Here is an 18,648-nt window from a genome sequence, read left to right on the forward strand (position 1 = left end):
GGGAAATCTGCCGATATTATGAAGAAAATATCCGAAACATGCGGCCAGCCGGTCGCGTGCCGGAAAAACGCGCCCTATGCGCCGGATTGGGCGCGCCGCCATAGTCCGAGATTTTCAGAAGTGATGGAGATGCATGTGTTTGCTTATTGCGGGGAAAATCATCACGCTTGTGGTTGTGGCCATGGCCCTGTTCTGTACGGCCGTCCTTCTGACGGCCATGCGCCTTTTGGAGCCCCTCTGGACGCCGACATCGACGCCGCCGCGCAACTGGCCAAAGCGGCCACGGACGCCGTAACGGAACCGGCCGGGCAGACGCGGGCCCTGTTCGGGTTGATCGAGAAAATGAGGAGGGAATAGACTATCCCGTGGGAAGTTGGAGTATCAAAAATCACACACGGGGGAGTCGTATGACAATCAGAACACGATTTTTGCTGGCTTTTATTGGGACCATCCTGCTCATTGCCGGCGGGGTTATCAGCTATGTGGCCGTACAGATGCGCGACGACGCGGAAAGTTATTACATTTCCTCCTCCAGCGTGGAATTGCGCCTGATGAACGATTATATTGAGGAATTTCTGAAGACGGCCATCAATAATGCGGCCATAGCCGCCAAAGATACCGAATTTGCCGGGGCCGGGGGCATTTTTCCCCGTTACGTGGAAAAGGATGTTGAAACCGTTTTTCGCGTGGCGGATCTGAGCCCGGAGGCGCGGCACCTGATGGAACCGCTGTCGCGCCTTGACAAGGATTACGACAGCTATGTGGAAGTGTACGCCGGTTTTGCCGACGGCAGTCTGGTCACGACCCTGGACGGCCTGAAGTTTCCCGCCCATTTCGATATGAGCAAGCGCCCCTGGTATGTAACGCGCGCCGGAGCCGCCGAGGATGTGGGGCTGGCCGGAGCCTATACCTCCATGTCCGGGGAAACGGTTTTCGCCATTACACACAAGATAAAGGACGCGCAGGGCAGGCTGGCGGGCGTGCTGGGCATAGATGTGACCTTGAAGCTGCTTGCGGACAAGTTTGCGGAACTGAGCAAGGGCAACAACGGATATTTCGTGCTTATCGAAAACACCGGCAAGATCCTGTGCGAACCCGCGCATCCGGCTTTGGTGGGCAAGGTGCTGGGCAAGGACGTCAATGACGCGGGCATGCTGCGGGTCTTTGGCACCGACAAGGGCGTGGTGCGCCTGACCGTGGACGGCGAGGCCATCCAAGCCAACGTCATCACCAACTCTTTCGGCTGGAAGCTGGTCTCCGTGCAGAGCGATGCGGCCATCTACGCCCGCAGCAACGCCACTGTGCGGGCTGTGGCCCTGATTACCCTGACCCTGGCCCTGCTGGCCCTGGCCGGGGCGGTCTGGGTCGCCCGTTCGGTCAGCAGGCCCCTGGCGCGCATCGTCGAGACCTCCAGGGAGATTTCGGCTGGCAATCTGGACGCGCGGCTTGACCCCAAAGACTATTACGGCGAGTTGTTCCAATTGCAGGAGGTTCTGAGCGACATGGTGGCGACGCTCAAGCAGCGCATCGCCGAGGCCCGCGAACAGTCGGATCTGGCCAAAACGGAGACCGCCAGGGCCCAGGAAGCCGTGCAAATGGCGGAAGAGGCCCGCCATAAGGCCGAAAATGCGCGGCGTGAAGGCATGCTGGCCGCCGCCGGGCAGCTGGAAGGCGTGGTGGGCGTGGTCGGCTCGGTGGTCGCCGGGCTCTCCGCCCAGATTGAACGATCCGAGCGCGGCGCGGCGGAACAGGCCACCCGGGTGACGGAAACCGTCACCGCCATGGAGGAAATGAACGCTACCGTGACCGAAGTGGCCCGGAACGCGGGCACCGCCTCAGAGGTCTCCGCGGCCACCCGGCAGAAGGCCGAGGCAGGGGCGGAAGTGGTTTCGCGGGCCGTGGACAGCATCCACCGGGTGGGGGAACAGTCCCTGAAGCTCAAGGACGACATGCGCGCCCTTGCGGAACAGGCCCGGTCCATTGACCGGATCATGGGCGTGATTTCAGATATTGCGGACCAGACCAATCTGCTGGCCCTGAACGCGGCCATTGAAGCGGCCCGCGCGGGCGATGCCGGGCGCGGCTTCGCCGTGGTGGCGGACGAGGTACGCAAGCTGGCCGAAAAGACCATGGCCTCCACCACGGATGTGGGCAACGCCATCAAGGCCATCCAGCAGAGCGCCGGTCAGAGCGCGGAACAGGTGGATATTGCCGTGCGGATCATCGACGAGGCCACGGAGTTCGCGGGCAAGTCCGGCGAAGCCCTGCAGCAGATCGTGGAGATGGCCGATTCCACGGCCGACCAGGTGCGGACCATTGCCACGGCCTCGGAGCAGCAGTCCGCCTCCAGTGAGGAAATCAGCCGCTCCATCAGCCATGTCAACGCCATCGCAGGCGACACCGCCCAAGCCATGCAAGCGGCCGCCGGCGCTGTGACGGACCTGGCGGAACAGACGCGGGCCCTGAGCGGATTGATTGAAAACATGAAGAAGAGCTGAGCGGTCGGACCGTTCCGTCCGATTTTTCAGCCGGATGACAAGGGGGGAGCGCCGTTGGCGCTCCCCCCTTTCGCATTGCCTGACGCCGCTTGTCGCGGCCGATCTCAGACGCTCTTTTCCTGTGGGCTTTTGCCTTCCGCCTCCTGCTTCAGCAGGTAGCCCTTGCCCCAGGCGGACATGGCCTTCAGAACCGGTTCCATGCTCCTGCCGAAATCCGTCAGCGAATATTCCACTTTGGGCGGGACGACGGGAAAGACCTCCCGTCGCACCAGACCGTCCCTTTCCAGTTCGCGCAGTTGCTGGGTCAGCATTTTGGGCGTTGCGCACGGTATTGCCCTGCGCAACTGTGAAAAGCGCAACGTCCCGGTAATGAGCTTGTAGAGAATCAGGGATTTATACTTCCCGCCGATGATATTCACGGTGGCTTCCACCGGGCAGTGCCGTTCCACCGGAACCGGCGTTCCCGGTTTTTTCCCGCTACCGTGGCTGTCCGCGTCGCCTTGCGCCATCTTCAGTATCCTTTCAGGTACTATATACCCAAAAAGTGCGTTCTTGCTCTAAATATATGTATAGTTCTAAAACTATCCGCAATCAAACGGAAGGCAATTGTGTTCATGAGCCATGAAAAAGCGAGGATGAGAGCATGATTTTTCAACAGATCCGTAACGCTACAAGCATTATTACCTTTGCCGGAAAGAAGTTTCTGCTGGACCCCTTTCTGGCGGACCGGGGCGCGCTTCCACCCGTGCCGTCGCCCCACAATGAAAGTCCTAATCCCCTTGTGCCCCTGCCGCTGCCCATTGAGGCCATCGTGGCTGTGGACGCGGTCGTGGTCACCCATATGCACCACTTCGACCATTTTGACGAAGCGGCCCGCAAGGCCGTTGCCAGGGACATGCCCGTGTTTGTCCAGAACGAAAAAGAGGCCTCGGACATGCGGGCTCTGGGCTTCACCGCTGTCGCGGCTCTTACGGAAACGGGCGTCGGCTTTGGGGGGATCACGCTGCACAGAACGGATGCCCTGCACGGCCAGGGCGAGGCCGCAGCGCGCAATTACCGGGAGCGGGGTATTCCAGCCGAGACCTGCGGCGTGGTTTTTGCCGCTCCGGGCGAGAAAACCCTGTACGCGGCCGGGGATACCGTCTGGTATGCGGGCGTGCGAGCCGCTCTGGACCGCTATCGGCCCGATGTTGTCGTGCTCAACGCCGCCGATGACCGTTTTCATGACGAGACGCCCATCCTCATGGGCGCGGACGGCCTGTATGAAGTGGCCATGGCCGCACCCCAGGCTACGATCATCGCCGGCCATCTGGATGCGGTCAACCATGCCCGGTTGGGCCGCGCCGGACTGCGGGAATTTGTGAAAGCCAGGGGGCTCTCGGAGCGGGTGCGCATTCCCGAGGACGGGGAGGTCTGTACTTTTGACGAGCGTCCGTTGTAGGGGCTGTTTCCCAATTGGTTCTTTTACTGTTAAAGCCGTACGCGCTTTTTACTTCAGTGGAGTTCCATTGAAAGTGCCCTCCCTGTGTAAATCCCCGCGAGTTGTTCCGGCACGGCGTGCCTGAGATGACAGTGCCACCCGCATGGGCTATCCTTGAAAAAAATTGACAATATGTGTGTGCCTTGCGGCCTGTCCTTCATCCGGCGGAGACCGGCAATGCTCAGATGTCTGCTTTTTGCCTTGCTGTGGGGGTGGGTCATGATCCCGGTTCCGGCCTTGAGTGCGCCTCTTTCCTTGGATGAAGAGACCATGCTGCGGGAACCGGACACGGACTGCACGGGGCCTGTATTGGCGCTGGACGGGCTGAGTTCCCCCCTGCGCCTGTGCGCAGGAAGCCGTAGCGGCGATGATCCGCCTGAGTGGCTGCAAAGCAGGGTACGGCAGATCCGTTTCATGGGTGCGACATTGCCTTTTCAGTGCGAGCTGGACCTGGAATCGGGGCGCAGGGTTCCCGCCCATGTCCCGGCCATGAATGAAGCGTTGCGGGGGGCGGAGCGGGCATTGCTGAAACTGCTGGACCAGGATTACGACAGTGTGCTCAGACCGTTGGCGGACAAGGCCAACGCCGAGGCCGTCCGCAAGGGACGCGGGAGCGTGGCGTTGCCCGCGCGTGGGGATTTCCGCAGACTCTGGCGCCCCGTGGAGGTATTCGCGGCGTTTAGGGTCGATGAGGACGGGAATCTGCGTTCCATTTTTTTCATGACATGGGCAAGCCGTGAAATAGTCCGTCCCGGCGAGGAGCATTTTCAATGCGATGCGCTGTGCGTGCGCATTACGGACGGCGTTCCGGACCGGGTGGATTTCTGACAACGCGCCGCGCGCGGCGAAGCAAAGGAAAAGGGGGCACGCCGCACGGCGTGCCCCCTTGCTTTTTGGAGGTATTTCGGTCTCAGCCCCAGAGCACCAGCCCGGTTTCCAGGGGCGAAGCCAGACCCTTGTGCACGGGCATGACCCGGATGCCGTAGCGGTAATGCCCGTTGTGGGTGGGAATGTAGGTGGCGGAATAGTTCATGTCGTCCTCGCCGTGGTCCGCGGCGCGGGGCTCAAGGCGCAGCACCTCGGGCTTGTTGCGGAAGTTGCCGTTGGCGTAGGCGCGGCCGATGACCAGTTGCACCAGTATTTCCTCGGGCTTCATCTGGCCCAGATGCATGTGCAGGCGCACGCTGACTGGCTCGCCGCAGGTCATGGTGTTGCCGTCCGCGCCGCTGATGATGATTTCCTCCATCTTCACCGTGCCGAAGCGCGCGGGCAGGTCCTGCTGCCAGACCGCCAGATCGCGGCAGAGCGCCCAGTCGTCCTCGGCCAGCATGTCGCGGCGTTTGGCGCCCGGCATATAGGCCAGCCGGATATAGTCGTTGAGCATGCGGTTGCTGCTGTACATGGCCGTAAGGCTTTTCAGCGAGCGCTTGGACATGGCGATCCAGTTGGCGGGCAGACCGGCGTTGTTCACGTCGAAATAGAGCGGCAGCACGGCGTTTTCCAACAGGGTGTACAGGGCGTCGGCGTCGGCATAGTCGTTCTGTTCGTCGCTGGGCAGTTCGGTGGTGACCACCGGCCCGATGGTCCAGCCGTTCTGGCGGTTGTAGCCCTCGCACCACCAGCCGTCGGAAATGCTCAGGTTGATGCCGCCGTTGACCGGCAGCTTCATGCCGCTGGTGCCCGAGGCCTCGTGCGGACGGCGCGGCGTGTTCAGCCAGATGTCGCAGCCCTGGGCCAGCAGGCGGGAAACCGCCAGGCTGTAATCCTCCATAAAGAAGATCTTGCCCAAAAAGCGCTCATCGCGGCTCATGCGCAGCACTTCCTGAATCAGGTTTATGCCTGCCTCGTCCGCCGGATGGGCCTTGCCCGCGAAGACCAGGCACACGGGCCGTTCGGGATTGTTCAGGATGCGCGCCAGCCGGTCCGGGTCGGCAAAGAGCAGGGTGGCCCGTTTGTAGGGCGCGAAGCGCCGGGCGAAGCCGATGAGCAAGGTATGCGGCTTGAGCAGGTTTTCCATGCTCTTGCGCTGGCCCCGGTCGAGCTTGAACTTCTGCGCAAAGGCCGGAATGCCCGCGCGCAGGGCGTCCAGCAGGTCTTCCTTCTGGGTCATGCGGGCCGACCAGTAGGCGTCGTCCGGAATCTCGTCCACCTTGTTCCAGATCGGGGAATCCGGCCCGGCCTGGAGCCAGTCCGGCCCCAGATACTGGTTGAGGATCTCGTGCATGTGCATGCCCACATAGGAGGGCGTGTGCACGCCGTTGGTCACGTAGTCGATGGGGGTTTCGGCCAGGGGCAGGCTTTTCCAGAGCTTGTTCCACATATGGCGCGAAACTTCGCCGTGCAGGCGGCTCACGCCGTTGGCCTTGGAGGAAAGGCGCAGGGCCAGCACGGTCATTTCAAAGGACTGGCTGTTGCCGCCCTCCATCTGGCCGAGCTGGGCGAACTGCTGCCAGGAAAGGCCGAGCTTGGAGGCGACGCCGCCGAAATAGCGGCCCATAAGGTCCAGGGAAAAGGCCTCGTTGCCCGCGGCCACCGGCGTGTGCGTGGTGAACACGGTATTGGAGCGCACCCGCACCGTGGCCTCCGCATAGCTCATGCCCATGATCATGCATTCCTGCAGGCGTTCGATGACCATGAAGGCCGAGTGTCCCTCGTTCATGTGATAAACGTGGGGAGCAAGGCCCAGAGTGCGGATCAAGCGCATGCCGCCGATGCCCAGGAGCATTTCCTGAAGCAGGCGGATCTCGCGGTTGGCCTCGTAAAGGCGGTCCGTGATCTTGCGGTCTTCCTCGGTGTTGCGGCGGGTGTCCGTGTCCATGAGATAGAGGGCCACGCGTCCCACCTGCATTTTCCAGACCCGGGCGAAGAGAATCCGCCCGGGCAGCTCCAGCTGCACAAAGACGGGTTCCCCGCTGTCGTCGTAGACCAGTTTGACCGGCAGCTGCGCGAAGTTGTTCATGGGATACTGGGCTACCTGGCGGCCGTCGGCGTCGATTTCCTGTTTGAAGTAGCCGTTTTTGTAGAGCAGGCCGATGCCGAAAAGGGGCACGGCCATGTCCGAGGCGGATTTGAGATGGTCGCCGGACAGCACGCCCAGGCCCCCGGAATAAATGGGCACGGACTCATTGATGCCGTATTCCGTGGAAAAATAGGCGACAGGGTGTTCTGGCGTCACATGCTCGCTGAGCACGCGCAGGGGCTCGGCCATGTAAGCGTCGAATTCGGCCAGCACCTCGTCGTAGAGGCGCATGTATTCCTCATTGTAAATGAGGTAGTTGAGGCGTTCCGGATCGGCCTCTTCCAGCACCCGGATGGGGTTGCGGCATTCGCTCCAGAGCTGGGGATTGATGGCCATGAACAGGGCTTTGGCTTTGTCGTGCCAGCACCACCAGAGATTGGTGGAAAGGTCGCGCAGGCGCGCCAGGGCCTTGGGCACTTCGGCCACGGCCATGATGGGCCGCAGAAAGGGGGTGGCCGAAGACGAGGCCGTGAGAATGCGGTTCAGGCTTTCCCGCCCGTTGCCGGAGTGGCAGATGCGCGTGTCGGCCTTTTCCAGCGCCAGCTGGAAGGCCTCGATATAATGGGTGAAGAAATAGCGCCAGGAAGTCTGCTCGGCCAGGGCGCGGGCGTTTTTGCGCCAGACGGCCAGATTTTCCTGGGGCGCGGCCGCGGCCTGGAGCACACGCTCGTGCAGGGCCGCCGCGCCCTGTTCAAAGTTGGTGCCGCGCCGGGGCATCACGTGCACGCCGGGGCGCGCTTCGGCTTCCTTCTGGGCGAACTGGCGCGCCCACATGCCGAAACCGGAGAGGTCCGTGGTCAGGGTGGGCACGGCCCAGGCCGCGCATTCCTGCGGAGTGTAGCCCCAGGGCTCGTACCAGGAGGGGAAAAAGCCCACGTCGCAGGCCGAAATGACGTCCTCGTAGGGCATGTTGAAGAAGCCGTCGTTGCCGTCCAGCATGGCGGGCACAAAGATGACCTTGACGCGTTTGTCGCAGGCATTGTTCAGGCCCAGGCGGCGGCAGGCGTTGATGATGGGGTCCTGCGGGGCGTTCCAGGCGTAGTGGGTGCAGATGAAGGGCTGGCCGTTGTCCGTGGCGTTGGGATCGCCGGAGACGGCCGCCGGGTTGATGCCCGTGTGGCCGCCCATGACCAGGCAGAGAACCAGGATCGAGGCGTCCGTGCCCGCCAGGTTCTGATCCGCGCGGGCCAGGGCCTCCAGAAAAATGTCGATGCCCTTGTTGTGCATCTCGTAGCGGCCGGAAATGGCGAAGATGCGGGTATTTTCCGGCAGCTTGCAGCGCAGGAAACGGTCGGCGGCCTCCAGGATTCTGGCCCGGGTGGCCAGCGGTTTTTCGCGCTCTTCCGAAAAGTCGGGGATCACCCGCAGATCCAGGCCGTTGACCGTGATGACGTCGGGCTGGCGGCCCAGAAAGACCGTGGATTCCTCGCCGGTAATCGGGCTGACCGTGGTGAAGGCGTCGGCCTCGCGCGCTGAGGCGCTTTCCAGGGACCATTTGGCCGTGATGTTCTGCGCGGCGGCCTCGGTGGCGGGATTGATGCTGCGCAGATTGCTGTAAATGTCGCGGCCGGTTCCGGCCAGAGCGCGGCCCAGCATGGTGGCGTGGGTGGTGAAGACCGTGCCCACGGCCGGAGCCAGTTTTTTCAGGGTCAGCAGGCCCGCGCCGCACATCCACTCGTGGAAGAGGGCCACGGAACGCCCGCCCAGGGGCTGCACCAAGCTCTCATGGATGGCCGCGATCACCTCGCCGCAGGCCGTGGCGAACATGACCGGCTCAATGTAGTCCCAGCCGCCGGAAAGGGAATCCACGCCGTAATTTTTCCACATTTCGTACAACAGCTGGTTGCTGGAGTAACGCTGGGAAAAATCCACCAGAATGGCCTTGGGCCGTCCCGGTATGTTCCAGCGGCCCAGGCGACACTTGAGATCTCTGGTGCTCAAGGCCAAGCGCAGCGAATCCCAGATATGTTCGTCTGTTTCTTCAAAACCGGCGTTCTGTTGCAGGGAAGGGCCCAGCAGGAAGTAATCCTCGCCGAAAGTTTCCACGGCCTGCAGCGCCTTGCTGCTGACCACGGAATAAATGCCCCCCACCTTGTTGCAAACTTCCCAGCTTACTTCAAACAGCGTGACAGGGGCGTTATTGAAATCCATAGAGACTCCTTGTGGGCCCGCCCGCATATAAAGCGCCGCGTCACGGGCCATTGCCCTCCGTCCGTCTCAAAAACGGCGGAGGGCGACAGTTCCCGGAAGGGGCAACCTTTTCAGGCGGATGTTTTTTTCTTTGCGCCTCCGGCCTTGTCGGCGGGAGCGGCCCTCTTTTTTCCGGCGGTTCCCGTTGCCGTTGTCCGGGGTGTTTTTCTTGTTGTTTTTCCGGCTTCGGCCGCCGCTTCTTCCGCCGCGGTCAGGCGCATCTCAAAGTCGGCCAGCACATTCATATAGGTAATGTAGGCGTCATACGGACTGTCGAAGGGATTGGGCCGGTCGGACAGGAAGTCGGCGAACCATTTTGTTGAGATATAATGGAAATGATCCGACGTTTGCAAGCGCTCAAAGTCGCGCACCAGATCCGGCGCCCCCACCTTACGCACGCGCGGGGCCAGGGCATAGAGCGTGTGGATGGCGTCCTTCTGCATGTCGTTGCCCAGCCAGGCTGTGAGGTCGCGCCCCTCGTCGTCCCAGGACATGAATTCGGGCACGTCCACCTCGCCCACGGCGTCGATTTTCCTGGCCGCTTCGGCGGGCGTCACGAAGTGGAAATCCTTGTGGGCCAGCAGGGCGGCGGGCAGGGCTTCCATAAAGTCGAAAATGCCCGACTCCCGGGGATTGCGCAGGCCGAAGGAATGGTAATCGTTGAAGATGTTGATGATTTCGGACGAAGCGGCAAAGCTGTGGCACCAGGAGGCGTACTTTTCCGCCGTGAGCGGCCATTGGTCCCAGCCTTGATCATTGAAGCGCAGGCCGATGTCCGTGGACAGGGACGAGTTGCGCAGCAAAAGACGCATCCGGGGCGTGGAAATCGGTCTGTAGACATAATTGGGACTGCGCCAGCCCAGTACATGGTCCGCGCCCTCGGCCAGCACGGCCTTGAAGCCCAACTTTTCCAGAGCCACGGGCAGGTCGTTGTTGTAGACGAACTCCGTATTGCGGAAGGTCGTGGGTTTTTTGCCGAAAAGCCGCTTGATCCGCTCGCACTGTTCCCTGACCTGGATGTCGAATTCATCCCGGGAGTAGAGAAAGGCCAGGGAGTGAGGCGCTGTTTCGGCCACAAATTCCACGTTGCCGGTATCGGCCAGGGCCTGGAAGCTCTCCACCACCTCGGGCGCGTACTGCTCGAACTGGTCCAGGGCCGTGCCCGAGATGGAAAAAGCCACCTTGAAGGCCTTGCCGTGGCGGCGGATCAGCTTGAGCAGCAGGTCGTTCATGGGCAGATAGCAGGTGCGGGCCGTGAGCAGCAGGGCGTCGCAGTTGTGGTCGTCGTCCTCGTAAAGTGAGTTTTGTCCCATATCAAAAACCGTGTAACGGCAGAGCCGGTACGGTTCGTGAACTTCATAGCAAAGGCAGAGCGCTGGCATCAGTTACCTCCGGATACGTTGCGGTAAACGGCCATCAGTTGATCCGCGGCATTTTCCCAGCGGATGGATTTCATTTCTTCCCGGCAGTTTTTTACCAATTCCGCAGCCAGGCAGGGGTAACGCAGAACCGCGCAGATTTTGTCGGCCATGTCGCGGGTGTCCCAGAAATCGGCCTTGAGCGCGTGCTCCAGCACCTCGGACACGCCGGACTGGCGCGAGAGCAGCACGGGCACGTCGTAAAGCATGGCCTCCAGCGGCGTGATGCCGAAGGGCTCGGACACCGAAGGCATGACGTAGAGATCGCTCAGGGCGAACATGCGGTCCACTTGTTCGCCGCGCAGAAAACCGGCGAAGTGGAAACGGTGTCCGATGCGCAACTGTCCCGCGCGGCGGATGAGCTGGGGCAGCATGTCGCCGCTGCCGGCCATGAAAAAGCGCGCGTTGGGAATTTTTTGCAGCACCAGGCGGGCCGCCTCCATGAAGTATTCCGGCCCCTTCTGGAACGTGACCCGACCCAGGAAGAGCACCCGTTTTTCATGGCGGATGCGCGGCGGAATTTCGTAGCGGCGTTCCACTTCATGCCGGGCCACGGCGTTGTAGACCACCACCACCTTTTCCGGCGGCACGCCGTAGCGTTCGATGACGGTCTTGCGGGTCAGGCGGCTCACGGCCACCACCAGGTCGGCGGCCAGCAGGCCCGCGCGCTCGATGGCCGCCACCTGCTCATTGATGTTTTCGCCGCTGCGGTCGTATTCCGTGGCGTGAATGTGGGCCACCAGGGGTTTGCCGGTCAGGGTTTGGGCCAGCATGCCCGCAGGATAGGTCATCCAGTCATGGACGTGGATCACGTCGTAGCTTTCGCGCATGGCGATGGTCGCGGCCAGACGGCTGAAGCGGCGTACTTCGCTCATCAGGTCCGGGCCGTAGCCGCCCTTGAGCTGAAAGGTGAAGGGCGCGCCGGACCAGGTGCGCAGATCCGTGCCGCCGGGCGTGCGGGTCAGCCAGTTCAGGGATTCGGCGTAGCCCTGCGGGGTGATATATGGGGTAAGCGGGCTGGATACGGCCATGAAACGGATGTTGTCCTGCCAGACGTCCTGCCCGGCACGGGTCATGCGCTCCGCCGCCTCTTCGCTGATGGGCGTGCCCGAGGCCGACTCCAGCCGCAGGAAACCGTTCCGGCCGCCCGCGCCGACACGCGGCAACACAAAGATTATCTGTGCGCCTTTTTTGGCCAGAGCCTGGGTCATGCCGTAGCAGGCCGTGCCCAGGCCGCCGCTGATATGCGGCGGAAATTCCCAGCCGAACATAAGCACTCGCATTGGTGATTCCTCTTTGGAAGCCCTGATTAACGTTTTTTTTTGTTTTCTGCCTGCGTCAGGTTCCCCCGTGCGAAACTCATGTATGTCTTGATACACGCTGTTTCGCCCGGAATTCGCTTCCCCGGCAGAGAGCAAACGTTTTCATAAATCAGCACGTTCCGATATTTCCAGGAGCGCGGGGCCGCTCAGCCCCGCCGGGACTCCGTTTTGTTTATGGGTTCGCCATCGTCGGCAAGGGTCATGCTTACCCGGCAGACGCCGGCCGTATCCCCGGAAATGGGATTTGCCAGACGGTAGGCCGCCAGTTTTTCCCAGGCCTTGTATACGCCGGGGGCGGCCCGCTTGAGCCGGATCAGCATGCGCAGGCACTCCGCCACGCTCCAGGCCTGGGCAATGCAGCCGTTGGGCCGGTAGGGCGGGGAGGCGTCGAAAATTTCGGAAATGCTTGCCAGGCCTGCGTCCGTGAGGTGGTCGCAGAACAACGGGGTCACCCGGTCCAGCAGGGCCTGGACCGCGCCGTCCACATCCCAGGCCACCCGCAGCAGGGCGTCGGTGTAATGCCCCAGCAACCAGGGCCAGACCGTGCCCTGATGGTAGGCCGCGTCGCGGCTGGCCGGTCCGCCCTCGTACCGGCCCCGGTAGCCCGGATCGTCGGGCGAAAGGGTGCGCAGGCCGAAGGGCGTGAGCAGTTTGTTGCGCACGCATTCCACCACCTGGGGCTGGTGCTGCTCTTCCAGCACGGGATAGGGCAGGGAGACGGCCAAAATCTGGTTGGGCCGCACGCTCTGGTCCAACATGCCGTCGCGCCAGACGTCGCCCAGATAGCCGCCGCCGCGCGTGACCCAGAAGTGCTCGAAAAAGCTTGTGCGCAATGCGCGCAGGCCCTTGGCGTCCTCCCATTTGGGCTCGCGGAAGACGCCCGCCAGATAATCCACAAAGGCCAGGGTGTTGTACCAGAGGGCGTTCAGCTCCACCGGGCAGCCGTGGCGCGGGGTCACCGGGCGGCCGTCGGCCTGGGCGTCCATCCAGGTCAGCTGGGTGTGGGCGTTGCCCGCGTGCAGCAGGCCGTTCTCGTCCACAAAGATATCCATGCCCGGACCCTGGCGGTAGCCGCTCACAATGGCCTTGAGCGCGGGCCAGGCATGCTCGCGCACCCAGTTCAGGCCCTCGGGATTTTCCTGGAGGTAGCACTGCACGGCAAAGGCGTACCAGAGGGAGGCGTCCGCCGAGTTGTAGGCGTGGTTGCCGTCCTCGGCAAAGCAGTTGGGCGTAAGGCCGTTTTTCAGGCTGCCGGCCACTTGCTTCAGTACGCGCAGGCCGAATTCCGTGCGGTCGCCGTAAAAAGCCAGACCGGGCAGGGAAATCAGGGTGTCGCGGCCCCAAGCGTCGAACCAGTGGTACCCGGCCAGCACCGCCGGACGGCCTGAGGGCGTTTCAATGCAGAACTGCCGCCCCATCTGGGCCAGGTGGCCGATGAGGCCGCCGCCGTTGTGGTGGGCTTTGGTCCTGGCCCGGCTTTCGGCTTCCCAGATTGCCTCCAGATCCTCCCCGTCTTCCGCGACCGGCTCGGTGCCCACAGCCATGTAGACGCTGCCCCCTTCGGGCAGGGGCGGCAGGGGAATATCCAGAATGCCGGGCTGGAACAGGTCCTCGCTGTCGGGGAAGCCGCGTTCGCGTTCCTGCATGTATTCCACATTGTGGAACCAGTCCGGCGAGGGCAGGAAGGTGAAGGGGCCGCGCACCTGCATATACAGCGTGGGCAGGCCTTCATAGGGCGTGATGCTGAAGCCCCGCAGCACGTCTTGGGTGCGCACGTGCAGATGGGAATTGGCTCTGGTCAGGGCATGGAAGTGCCTGTAGGCCAGCAGGGGCTTGATCCGCAGGGTCAGCGGGGGCAGCTTGGAAAGGCCCTGGATGGACCAGCGCAGCAGCAGGCGGCTTGTTCCGTGGATCAGAAACATTTCCCGGCGCAGGCGCACGTCGCCCACCCGGTAGGTGAATTCGGGCCACTGGTCCAGGCGGAAACTTTCCAGATATTCGTGCCCGTGCGGGTAGAGGGTCCTGGGATGCTGGCGGGTGGAGAGAAAGAACTCCTTGCCCCCGCCCATGACCGATTCCTCCAGGGCGGAGAGCAGCACATGCCTTCCCAGCGGCGTGTTGACCGTGAGCAACCCGTGGTATTTGCGCGTATTGCAACACAGGATGCTGCTGCCGGCATAGTCGCCCAGCCCGTTGGTCAGCAGCCATTCCTTGCGCAATGCTCTGCGGGTGTTCTGGCAGGCGGCCTTGTCAAAACTGAACCTCATACGGCCTCCTTGGCGTATAGGGTTAGAATGATGGCCGGGCGGTGCTGCTGGAGATCAGAGAGGTTAGGTGCGAAAGGCAGCGCGAGACCCGTGGATTCGGTTCGGACAGATCCGGCCGGCGGCGGAACAAAAGCGGGAAAAACGCGTTTGCAGAAAACCTGTTGCCCCCTTTCTTGTTCCGCTGGCTTTATATATTACATTCTATAGGAAATTTTTTTAGCTGTCGAGTTTTACGGCTGTGTTACAGTGGAAAGAATTGTATGACTTTTGCAAAACAACGCCTGTTCGGGCGGCGCGCATCGCCGGCCGGCGGGCCGCTTCCGGCCCCGCGCCGCAAAGGTTCGCGCGGGGGCTTTTGCTTTCTCGCATTTTGGAGTAAGCTATTTGCTCGCTGAAACTTCGCATACCGGGATGGGGGTATTTCATGAAAGGACTGCATCTTTGGCTGGGCGCGCTGGCTCTTGCTCTGCTTCTGCCCGCGGCGGCCCTGGCCGCCGACCTCAAGGTGGGGCTGATGTGCCCGCTCACGGGGAAATGGGCTTCTGAAGGCCAGGACATGAAAAACATCGTCAGCCTGCTGGTGGATGAAGCCAACAGCAAGGGCGGCGTCAACGGTCAGAAAATCAAACTGGTGGTGGAAGACGACGCCGGGGATCCCCGCACGGCGGCCTTGGCCGCGCAGAAGCTGGCCTCGGCCGGAGTTGTGGCGGTCATCGGCACCTACGGCTCGGCCGTGACCGAGGCCAGCCAGAATATTCTGGACGAAGCCGGGCTGGTGCAGATCGGCACGGGTTCCACCAGCGTGCGCCTGACCGAAAAGGGCCTGCCTCTCTTTTTCCGCACCTGCCCGCGTGACGACGCCCAGGGCAAATCCGCCGCCGCGGCCATAGTCAAGGGCGGCTACAAGGCCGTGGCCCTGCTGCACGACAATTCTTCCTACGCCAAGGGTCTGGCCGAGGAAACCCGCACCGCCCTGGAAAAAGCCGGTGTGAAGGTGCTCTTCTACGACGCCCTGACTCCCGGCGAGCGGGACTACACCGCCATTCTGACCAAACTCAAGGCCGCCGGTCCGGATCTGGTCTTTTTCACCGGGTATTATCCTGAAACCGGCATGCTGCTGCGCCAGAAAAAGGAAATGGGCTGGAACGTGCCCATGATGGGCGGCGACGCTGCCAACCATCAGGATCTGGTCAAGATCGCCGGTCCCGAGGCCGCGGCCGGCTACTTCTTCATCAGCCCGCCCCTGCCCCAGGATATGGACATGCCGGAAGCCCGCAATTTCCTGACCGCCTACAAGGCCAAGTACAACAGCGTGCCCGTGTCGGTCTGGGCCGTGCTGGCCGGGGACGCCTTCAAGGTCATTGAGGCCGCGCTGGCCGCGGGCAAGACCGAACCCGAGCAGATGGCCGCCTGGCTCAAGCAGCTCAAGGACATGCCCGGCCTGTCCGGGGCCCTGGGCTTTGACGCCAAGGGCGACCGCGTGGGCGAGTTCTACCGCACCTATGTTGTTGATGGGAAAGGGGCTTTTGTTCTGCAATCCAAGTAAGTTGCGGCTAAAAAGCGTCTTTTGCCCCCTGGGCCGCGTCAAAAAATCGGACGCGGCCCAGGGCTGTACGTAAAGAGTACTACCCCTGGCCCGCGTCCGGTTTTTTCCTTGCCAGGGAACAAAATCCATCTTTTTAGCCGCAAGTTTCCGGGGCGTTTTCAGCATGCTCCGCCAGCGGCTTGATTTGCTCTGAGCGCCGGGAAATATGGAACAATTTTTTCAACAGCTTCTGAACGGCCTTGCCGTGGGCGGCATTTACGCGCTGGTGGCCTTGGGCTACACCATGGTCTACGGCGTGCTCAAGCTCATCAACTTCGCGCACGGCGATCTGTTCACCATCGGCGCCTATCTGGGCCTGACCCTTCTGGTGAGCTGTAATCTCTCCGGCATGCTGCCTCTGCCCCTGGCCGTGCTGGCGGTCTTCATCATGGTGGGCCTGCTGGTGGCGCTGCTCGGCTTTCTGCTGGAGCGCGCGGCCTACCGCCCCCTGCGCAATGCCGGTCGTCTCTCGGCCGTGGTTTCGGCCTTGGGCGCGTCCATCTTTTTCCAGAACGCGGTTATGCTGATCTACGGCGCGCGCGTTTACGTCTATCCTGATTTTCTGCGCCCGGACTTCACGGTGCATCTCTTCGGCGTCGCCGTGTCGGGCGTGCGCCTGCTGGTCATCGCGGCCAGCGTGCTGCTGATGCTCGGGCTTTCGGCCTTCATCCAGCGCACCCGCACGGGCGCGGCCATCCGCGCCGTGGCCATTGATCCGGGCGCGGCCCGGCTCATGGGCATCAACGTGGACAGGATCATTTCCCTGGTCTTTCTGATCGGGCCGGGCCTGGGCGGCGCGGCCGGTCTGATGGTCGGCATCTACTACGGCCAGATCGACTTCACCATGGGCTGGTCCTACGGGCTCAAGGCCTTTACCGCCGCCATCCTGGGCGGCATCGGCAACATTCCCGGCGCCATGATCGGCGGCCTGCTGCTGGGCGTCATCGAGGCCCTGGCCGCCGGGTACATTGCCATCGCCTGGAAGGACGCCATCGCCTTTCTGGTGCTGATCCTGATTCTGATCATCCGGCCCACGGGCATCTTGGGCGAACGCACGGCGGACAAGCTATGAAGCGCGTGCCCCTGTACATCCTGATGGGCGCGTTGCTCTGCGGGCTGCCCCTGGTCTGCAATCCCTACTGGCTGGACGTCTGCGTGATGATCGGCCTCTACGCCCTGCTGGCCCTTTCGCTGAACGTGATTCTGGGCCAGGCGGGCATCTTTCACATGGGGCACGCGGCCTTTTACGCCGTGGGCGCGTATGTGACGGCCATCCTGAACACCCTCTGCCACTGGCCCATCTTCTGGACCATGCCCCTGGCGGGCGCGGCCGCGGCTCTTTTCGCCCTGCTGGTGGCCCGGCCCATCATCCATCTGCGCGGCGACTATCTGCTGATCGTGACCATCGGCATTGTGGAGATTGTGCGCATCGCCCTGATCAACGACGTCTTCGGCCTGACCGGCGGCTCCAACGGCATTTTCGGCATCAGCCGCCCGCGTTTCTTCGGCTACAAGATCGTCAAAAGCGTGCAGTTCTATTATTTGGTCTGGGGCATGGTGGGCGTGAGCCTGCTGCTCTTTTACGGGCTCTGGCGCTCGCGTTTCGGCCGGGCGCTGAATTACATCAAGGAAGACGACGTCGCGGCCGAGGGCTGCGGAGTCAACGTCACCCGTTACAAGCTGCTGGCCTTTGTGCTGGGGGCCTTCTGGGCGGGCATGGCGGGCACGGTCTACGCCGCGAAAATGGTCACCATCGCGCCGGAATCCTTCAACTTCATGGAATCGGTAATCATTTTCGCGGTGGTCATCCTTTCCGGCGGCAGCCAATTGGGCGTGCTGGTCAGCGCTTTTCTGTTCATCGGCCTGCCGGAAGTGCTGCGCGAGTTTTCCGCCGCGCGCATGCTGATCTTCGGTCTGGCCATGATGGTGATGATGATCTGGCGGCCGCAGGGCCTGCTGCCGCCCGGTCCGCGCCGCTACGCCGTGCCCCCGGACATTCCAGTCCTGCCGCCGGATGTGCCGCCGGGCCTTCCGCCGCGCCTCCCGGAGGATGCCGCGCGCGGGCCTGAGCCCGCCCCGGCACAGGGGAGGCCCGCATGAAGCTGCTTTCCCTGCAGGAAGTGACCAAGATTTTCGGCGGGCTCATTGCGGTCAACGATCTTTCCTTTTCGGTGGATGCGGGCAGCATTGTGGGCCTGATCGGGCCCAACGGCGCGGGCAAGACCACGGTTTTCAACTGCATTACCGGCAATTACACGCCGGAGCGGGGCCGGATCTTTTTTGACGGCGAGCCCATTACCGGCCTGAAGCCCCACCGGGTGGTGGAACTGGGCATTGCGCGTACCTTTCAGAGCATCCGCCTGTTCGGAAAGCTGCCCGTGCTGGAAAACGTGCTGGCCGGACGGCATTGCCGGATGAGGGCCGGTCTGTTTGCCTGCATGCTGCACACGCCGGGCCAGCGCCGCGAGGAAAAGGCCGCCGTGGCCCGCTGCATGGAGGAATTGCGCTTCGTGGGCCTGGCCGACCGCCGCGCGGAAGCCGCCGGAGGCCTGTCCTACGGCAATCAACGGCTGCTGGAAATCGCGCGCGCTCTGGCTTCGGACCCGCGCCTGCTGGTCCTGGACGAACCCGCCGGGGGCATGAACGACCAGGAAACCGCGGCTCTGGTGGACATCATCGGCGCCATCCGGGAGCGGGGGATCACCGTGCTGCTTATTGAGCACGACATGCGCCTGGTCATGCGGATCTGCGAAAAACTGGTGGTGCTGGAGCACGGCACCTTGATCGCCGAGGGCGCGCCCGAGGCCATGCGCCGCCATCCGGCGGTGATTGAAGCCTATCTGGGCGCCGACGACGAGAAGTGGTGAAT

The 18,648-nt window shown here is 62.6% G+C and carries 13 protein-coding genes; 8 read left to right on the top strand and 5 right to left on the bottom strand.

All coding sequences use genetic code 11. The annotated features are described in order from the left end of the window. Window positions 1-18: 18 nt before the first annotated feature. Window positions 19-357, top strand: coding sequence for a hypothetical protein (locus HMPREF0326_RS16695; RefSeq protein ID WP_147568379.1), 339 nt, complete (start codon window positions 19-21; stop codon window positions 355-357). A gap of 50 nt (window positions 358-407) precedes the next feature. Next, window positions 408-2,498: a methyl-accepting chemotaxis protein gene (locus HMPREF0326_RS06475; RefSeq protein WP_008685220.1), complete on the top strand. Its 2,091-nt coding sequence runs from the start codon at window positions 408-410 to the stop codon at window positions 2,496-2,498. A gap of 104 nt (window positions 2,499-2,602) precedes the next feature. On the opposite strand, the gene HMPREF0326_RS06480 is transcribed toward HMPREF0326_RS06475, so the two are convergent. After that, window positions 2,603-3,007: a winged helix-turn-helix transcriptional regulator gene (locus HMPREF0326_RS06480; RefSeq protein WP_020990335.1), complete on the bottom strand. Its 405-nt coding sequence runs from the start codon at window positions 3,005-3,007 to the stop codon at window positions 2,603-2,605. A gap of 134 nt (window positions 3,008-3,141) precedes the next feature. On the opposite strand from HMPREF0326_RS06480, the gene HMPREF0326_RS06485 reads away from it, so the two are divergent. Together HMPREF0326_RS06485 and HMPREF0326_RS06490 are read left to right on the top strand one after the other, a co-directional pair. Then, complete coding sequence (locus HMPREF0326_RS06485; protein ID WP_008685223.1) at window positions 3,142-3,939, top strand: MBL fold metallo-hydrolase; 798 nt, start codon at window positions 3,142-3,144, stop codon at window positions 3,937-3,939. Between the two features lie 216 nt (window positions 3,940-4,155). Beyond that, complete coding sequence (locus HMPREF0326_RS06490; RefSeq protein ID WP_020990336.1) at window positions 4,156-4,806, top strand: hypothetical protein; 651 nt, start codon at window positions 4,156-4,158, stop codon at window positions 4,804-4,806. 82 nt (window positions 4,807-4,888) lie between these two features. Here HMPREF0326_RS06490 and glgP read toward each other — a convergent pair whose 3' ends face one another. The 4 genes from glgP to HMPREF0326_RS06510 all read right to left on the bottom strand — a co-directional run bounded on the left by glgP (window position 4,889) and on the right by HMPREF0326_RS06510 (window position 14,194). Next, entirely contained in the window at window positions 4,889-9,148 is a 4,260-nt protein-coding gene (glgP, locus tag HMPREF0326_RS06495; protein ID WP_008685226.1) for an alpha-glucan family phosphorylase, read from the bottom strand. Window positions 9,149-9,258: 110 nt separating this feature from the next. Continuing rightward, the gene (locus tag HMPREF0326_RS06500) at window positions 9,259-10,569 is read right to left on the bottom strand and encodes a glycoside hydrolase family 57 protein (RefSeq protein ID WP_008685227.1); all 1,311 of its coding nucleotides are present in this window, start codon (window positions 10,567-10,569) and stop codon (window positions 9,259-9,261) included. Further along, entirely contained in the window at window positions 10,569-11,888 is a 1,320-nt protein-coding gene (locus tag HMPREF0326_RS06505) for a glycosyltransferase family 4 protein (RefSeq protein ID WP_009303517.1), read from the bottom strand. Before HMPREF0326_RS06505 ends, HMPREF0326_RS06500 begins: the two co-directional genes overlap by 1 nt. Window positions 11,889-12,073: 185 nt before the next feature. Continuing rightward, window positions 12,074-14,194: an amylo-alpha-1,6-glucosidase gene (locus HMPREF0326_RS06510; protein ID WP_008685231.1), complete on the bottom strand. Its 2,121-nt coding sequence runs from the start codon at window positions 14,192-14,194 to the stop codon at window positions 12,074-12,076. Between the two features lie 424 nt (window positions 14,195-14,618). Between HMPREF0326_RS06510 and HMPREF0326_RS06515 the strand changes: the two genes are divergently transcribed. The 4 genes from HMPREF0326_RS06515 (at window position 14,619) to HMPREF0326_RS06530 (ending at window position 18,646) form a co-directional block, all read left to right on the top strand. Continuing rightward, window positions 14,619-15,740 carry a branched-chain amino acid ABC transporter substrate-binding protein gene (locus HMPREF0326_RS06515; RefSeq protein ID WP_008685232.1) on the top strand — a complete coding sequence of 374 codons (1,122 nt, stop codon included), beginning with the start codon at window positions 14,619-14,621 and terminating at the stop codon, window positions 15,738-15,740. A 205-nt stretch (window positions 15,741-15,945) separates the two neighbouring features. Beyond that, window positions 15,946-16,851 (top strand): branched-chain amino acid ABC transporter permease, encoded by a 906-nt coding sequence (locus HMPREF0326_RS06520; RefSeq protein WP_008685235.1) that lies wholly within the window; start codon window positions 15,946-15,948, stop codon window positions 16,849-16,851. Further along, window positions 16,848-17,879, top strand: a complete 1,032-nt coding sequence (locus HMPREF0326_RS06525) for a branched-chain amino acid ABC transporter permease (protein ID WP_008685237.1) — start codon at window positions 16,848-16,850, stop codon at window positions 17,877-17,879. The genes HMPREF0326_RS06520 and HMPREF0326_RS06525 overlap by 4 nt, the downstream gene beginning before the upstream one ends. Beyond that, the gene (locus HMPREF0326_RS06530; RefSeq protein ID WP_008685239.1) at window positions 17,876-18,646 is read left to right on the top strand and encodes an ABC transporter ATP-binding protein; all 771 of its coding nucleotides are present in this window, start codon (window positions 17,876-17,878) and stop codon (window positions 18,644-18,646) included. The genes HMPREF0326_RS06525 and HMPREF0326_RS06530 overlap by 4 nt, the downstream gene beginning before the upstream one ends. The last annotated feature ends 2 nt before the right edge of the window (window positions 18,647-18,648 follow it).

This window comes from Desulfovibrio sp. 3_1_syn3, from assembly GCF_000145315.2.
GTDB lineage: Bacteria > Desulfobacterota > Desulfovibrionia > Desulfovibrionales > Desulfovibrionaceae > Desulfovibrio > Desulfovibrio fairfieldensis.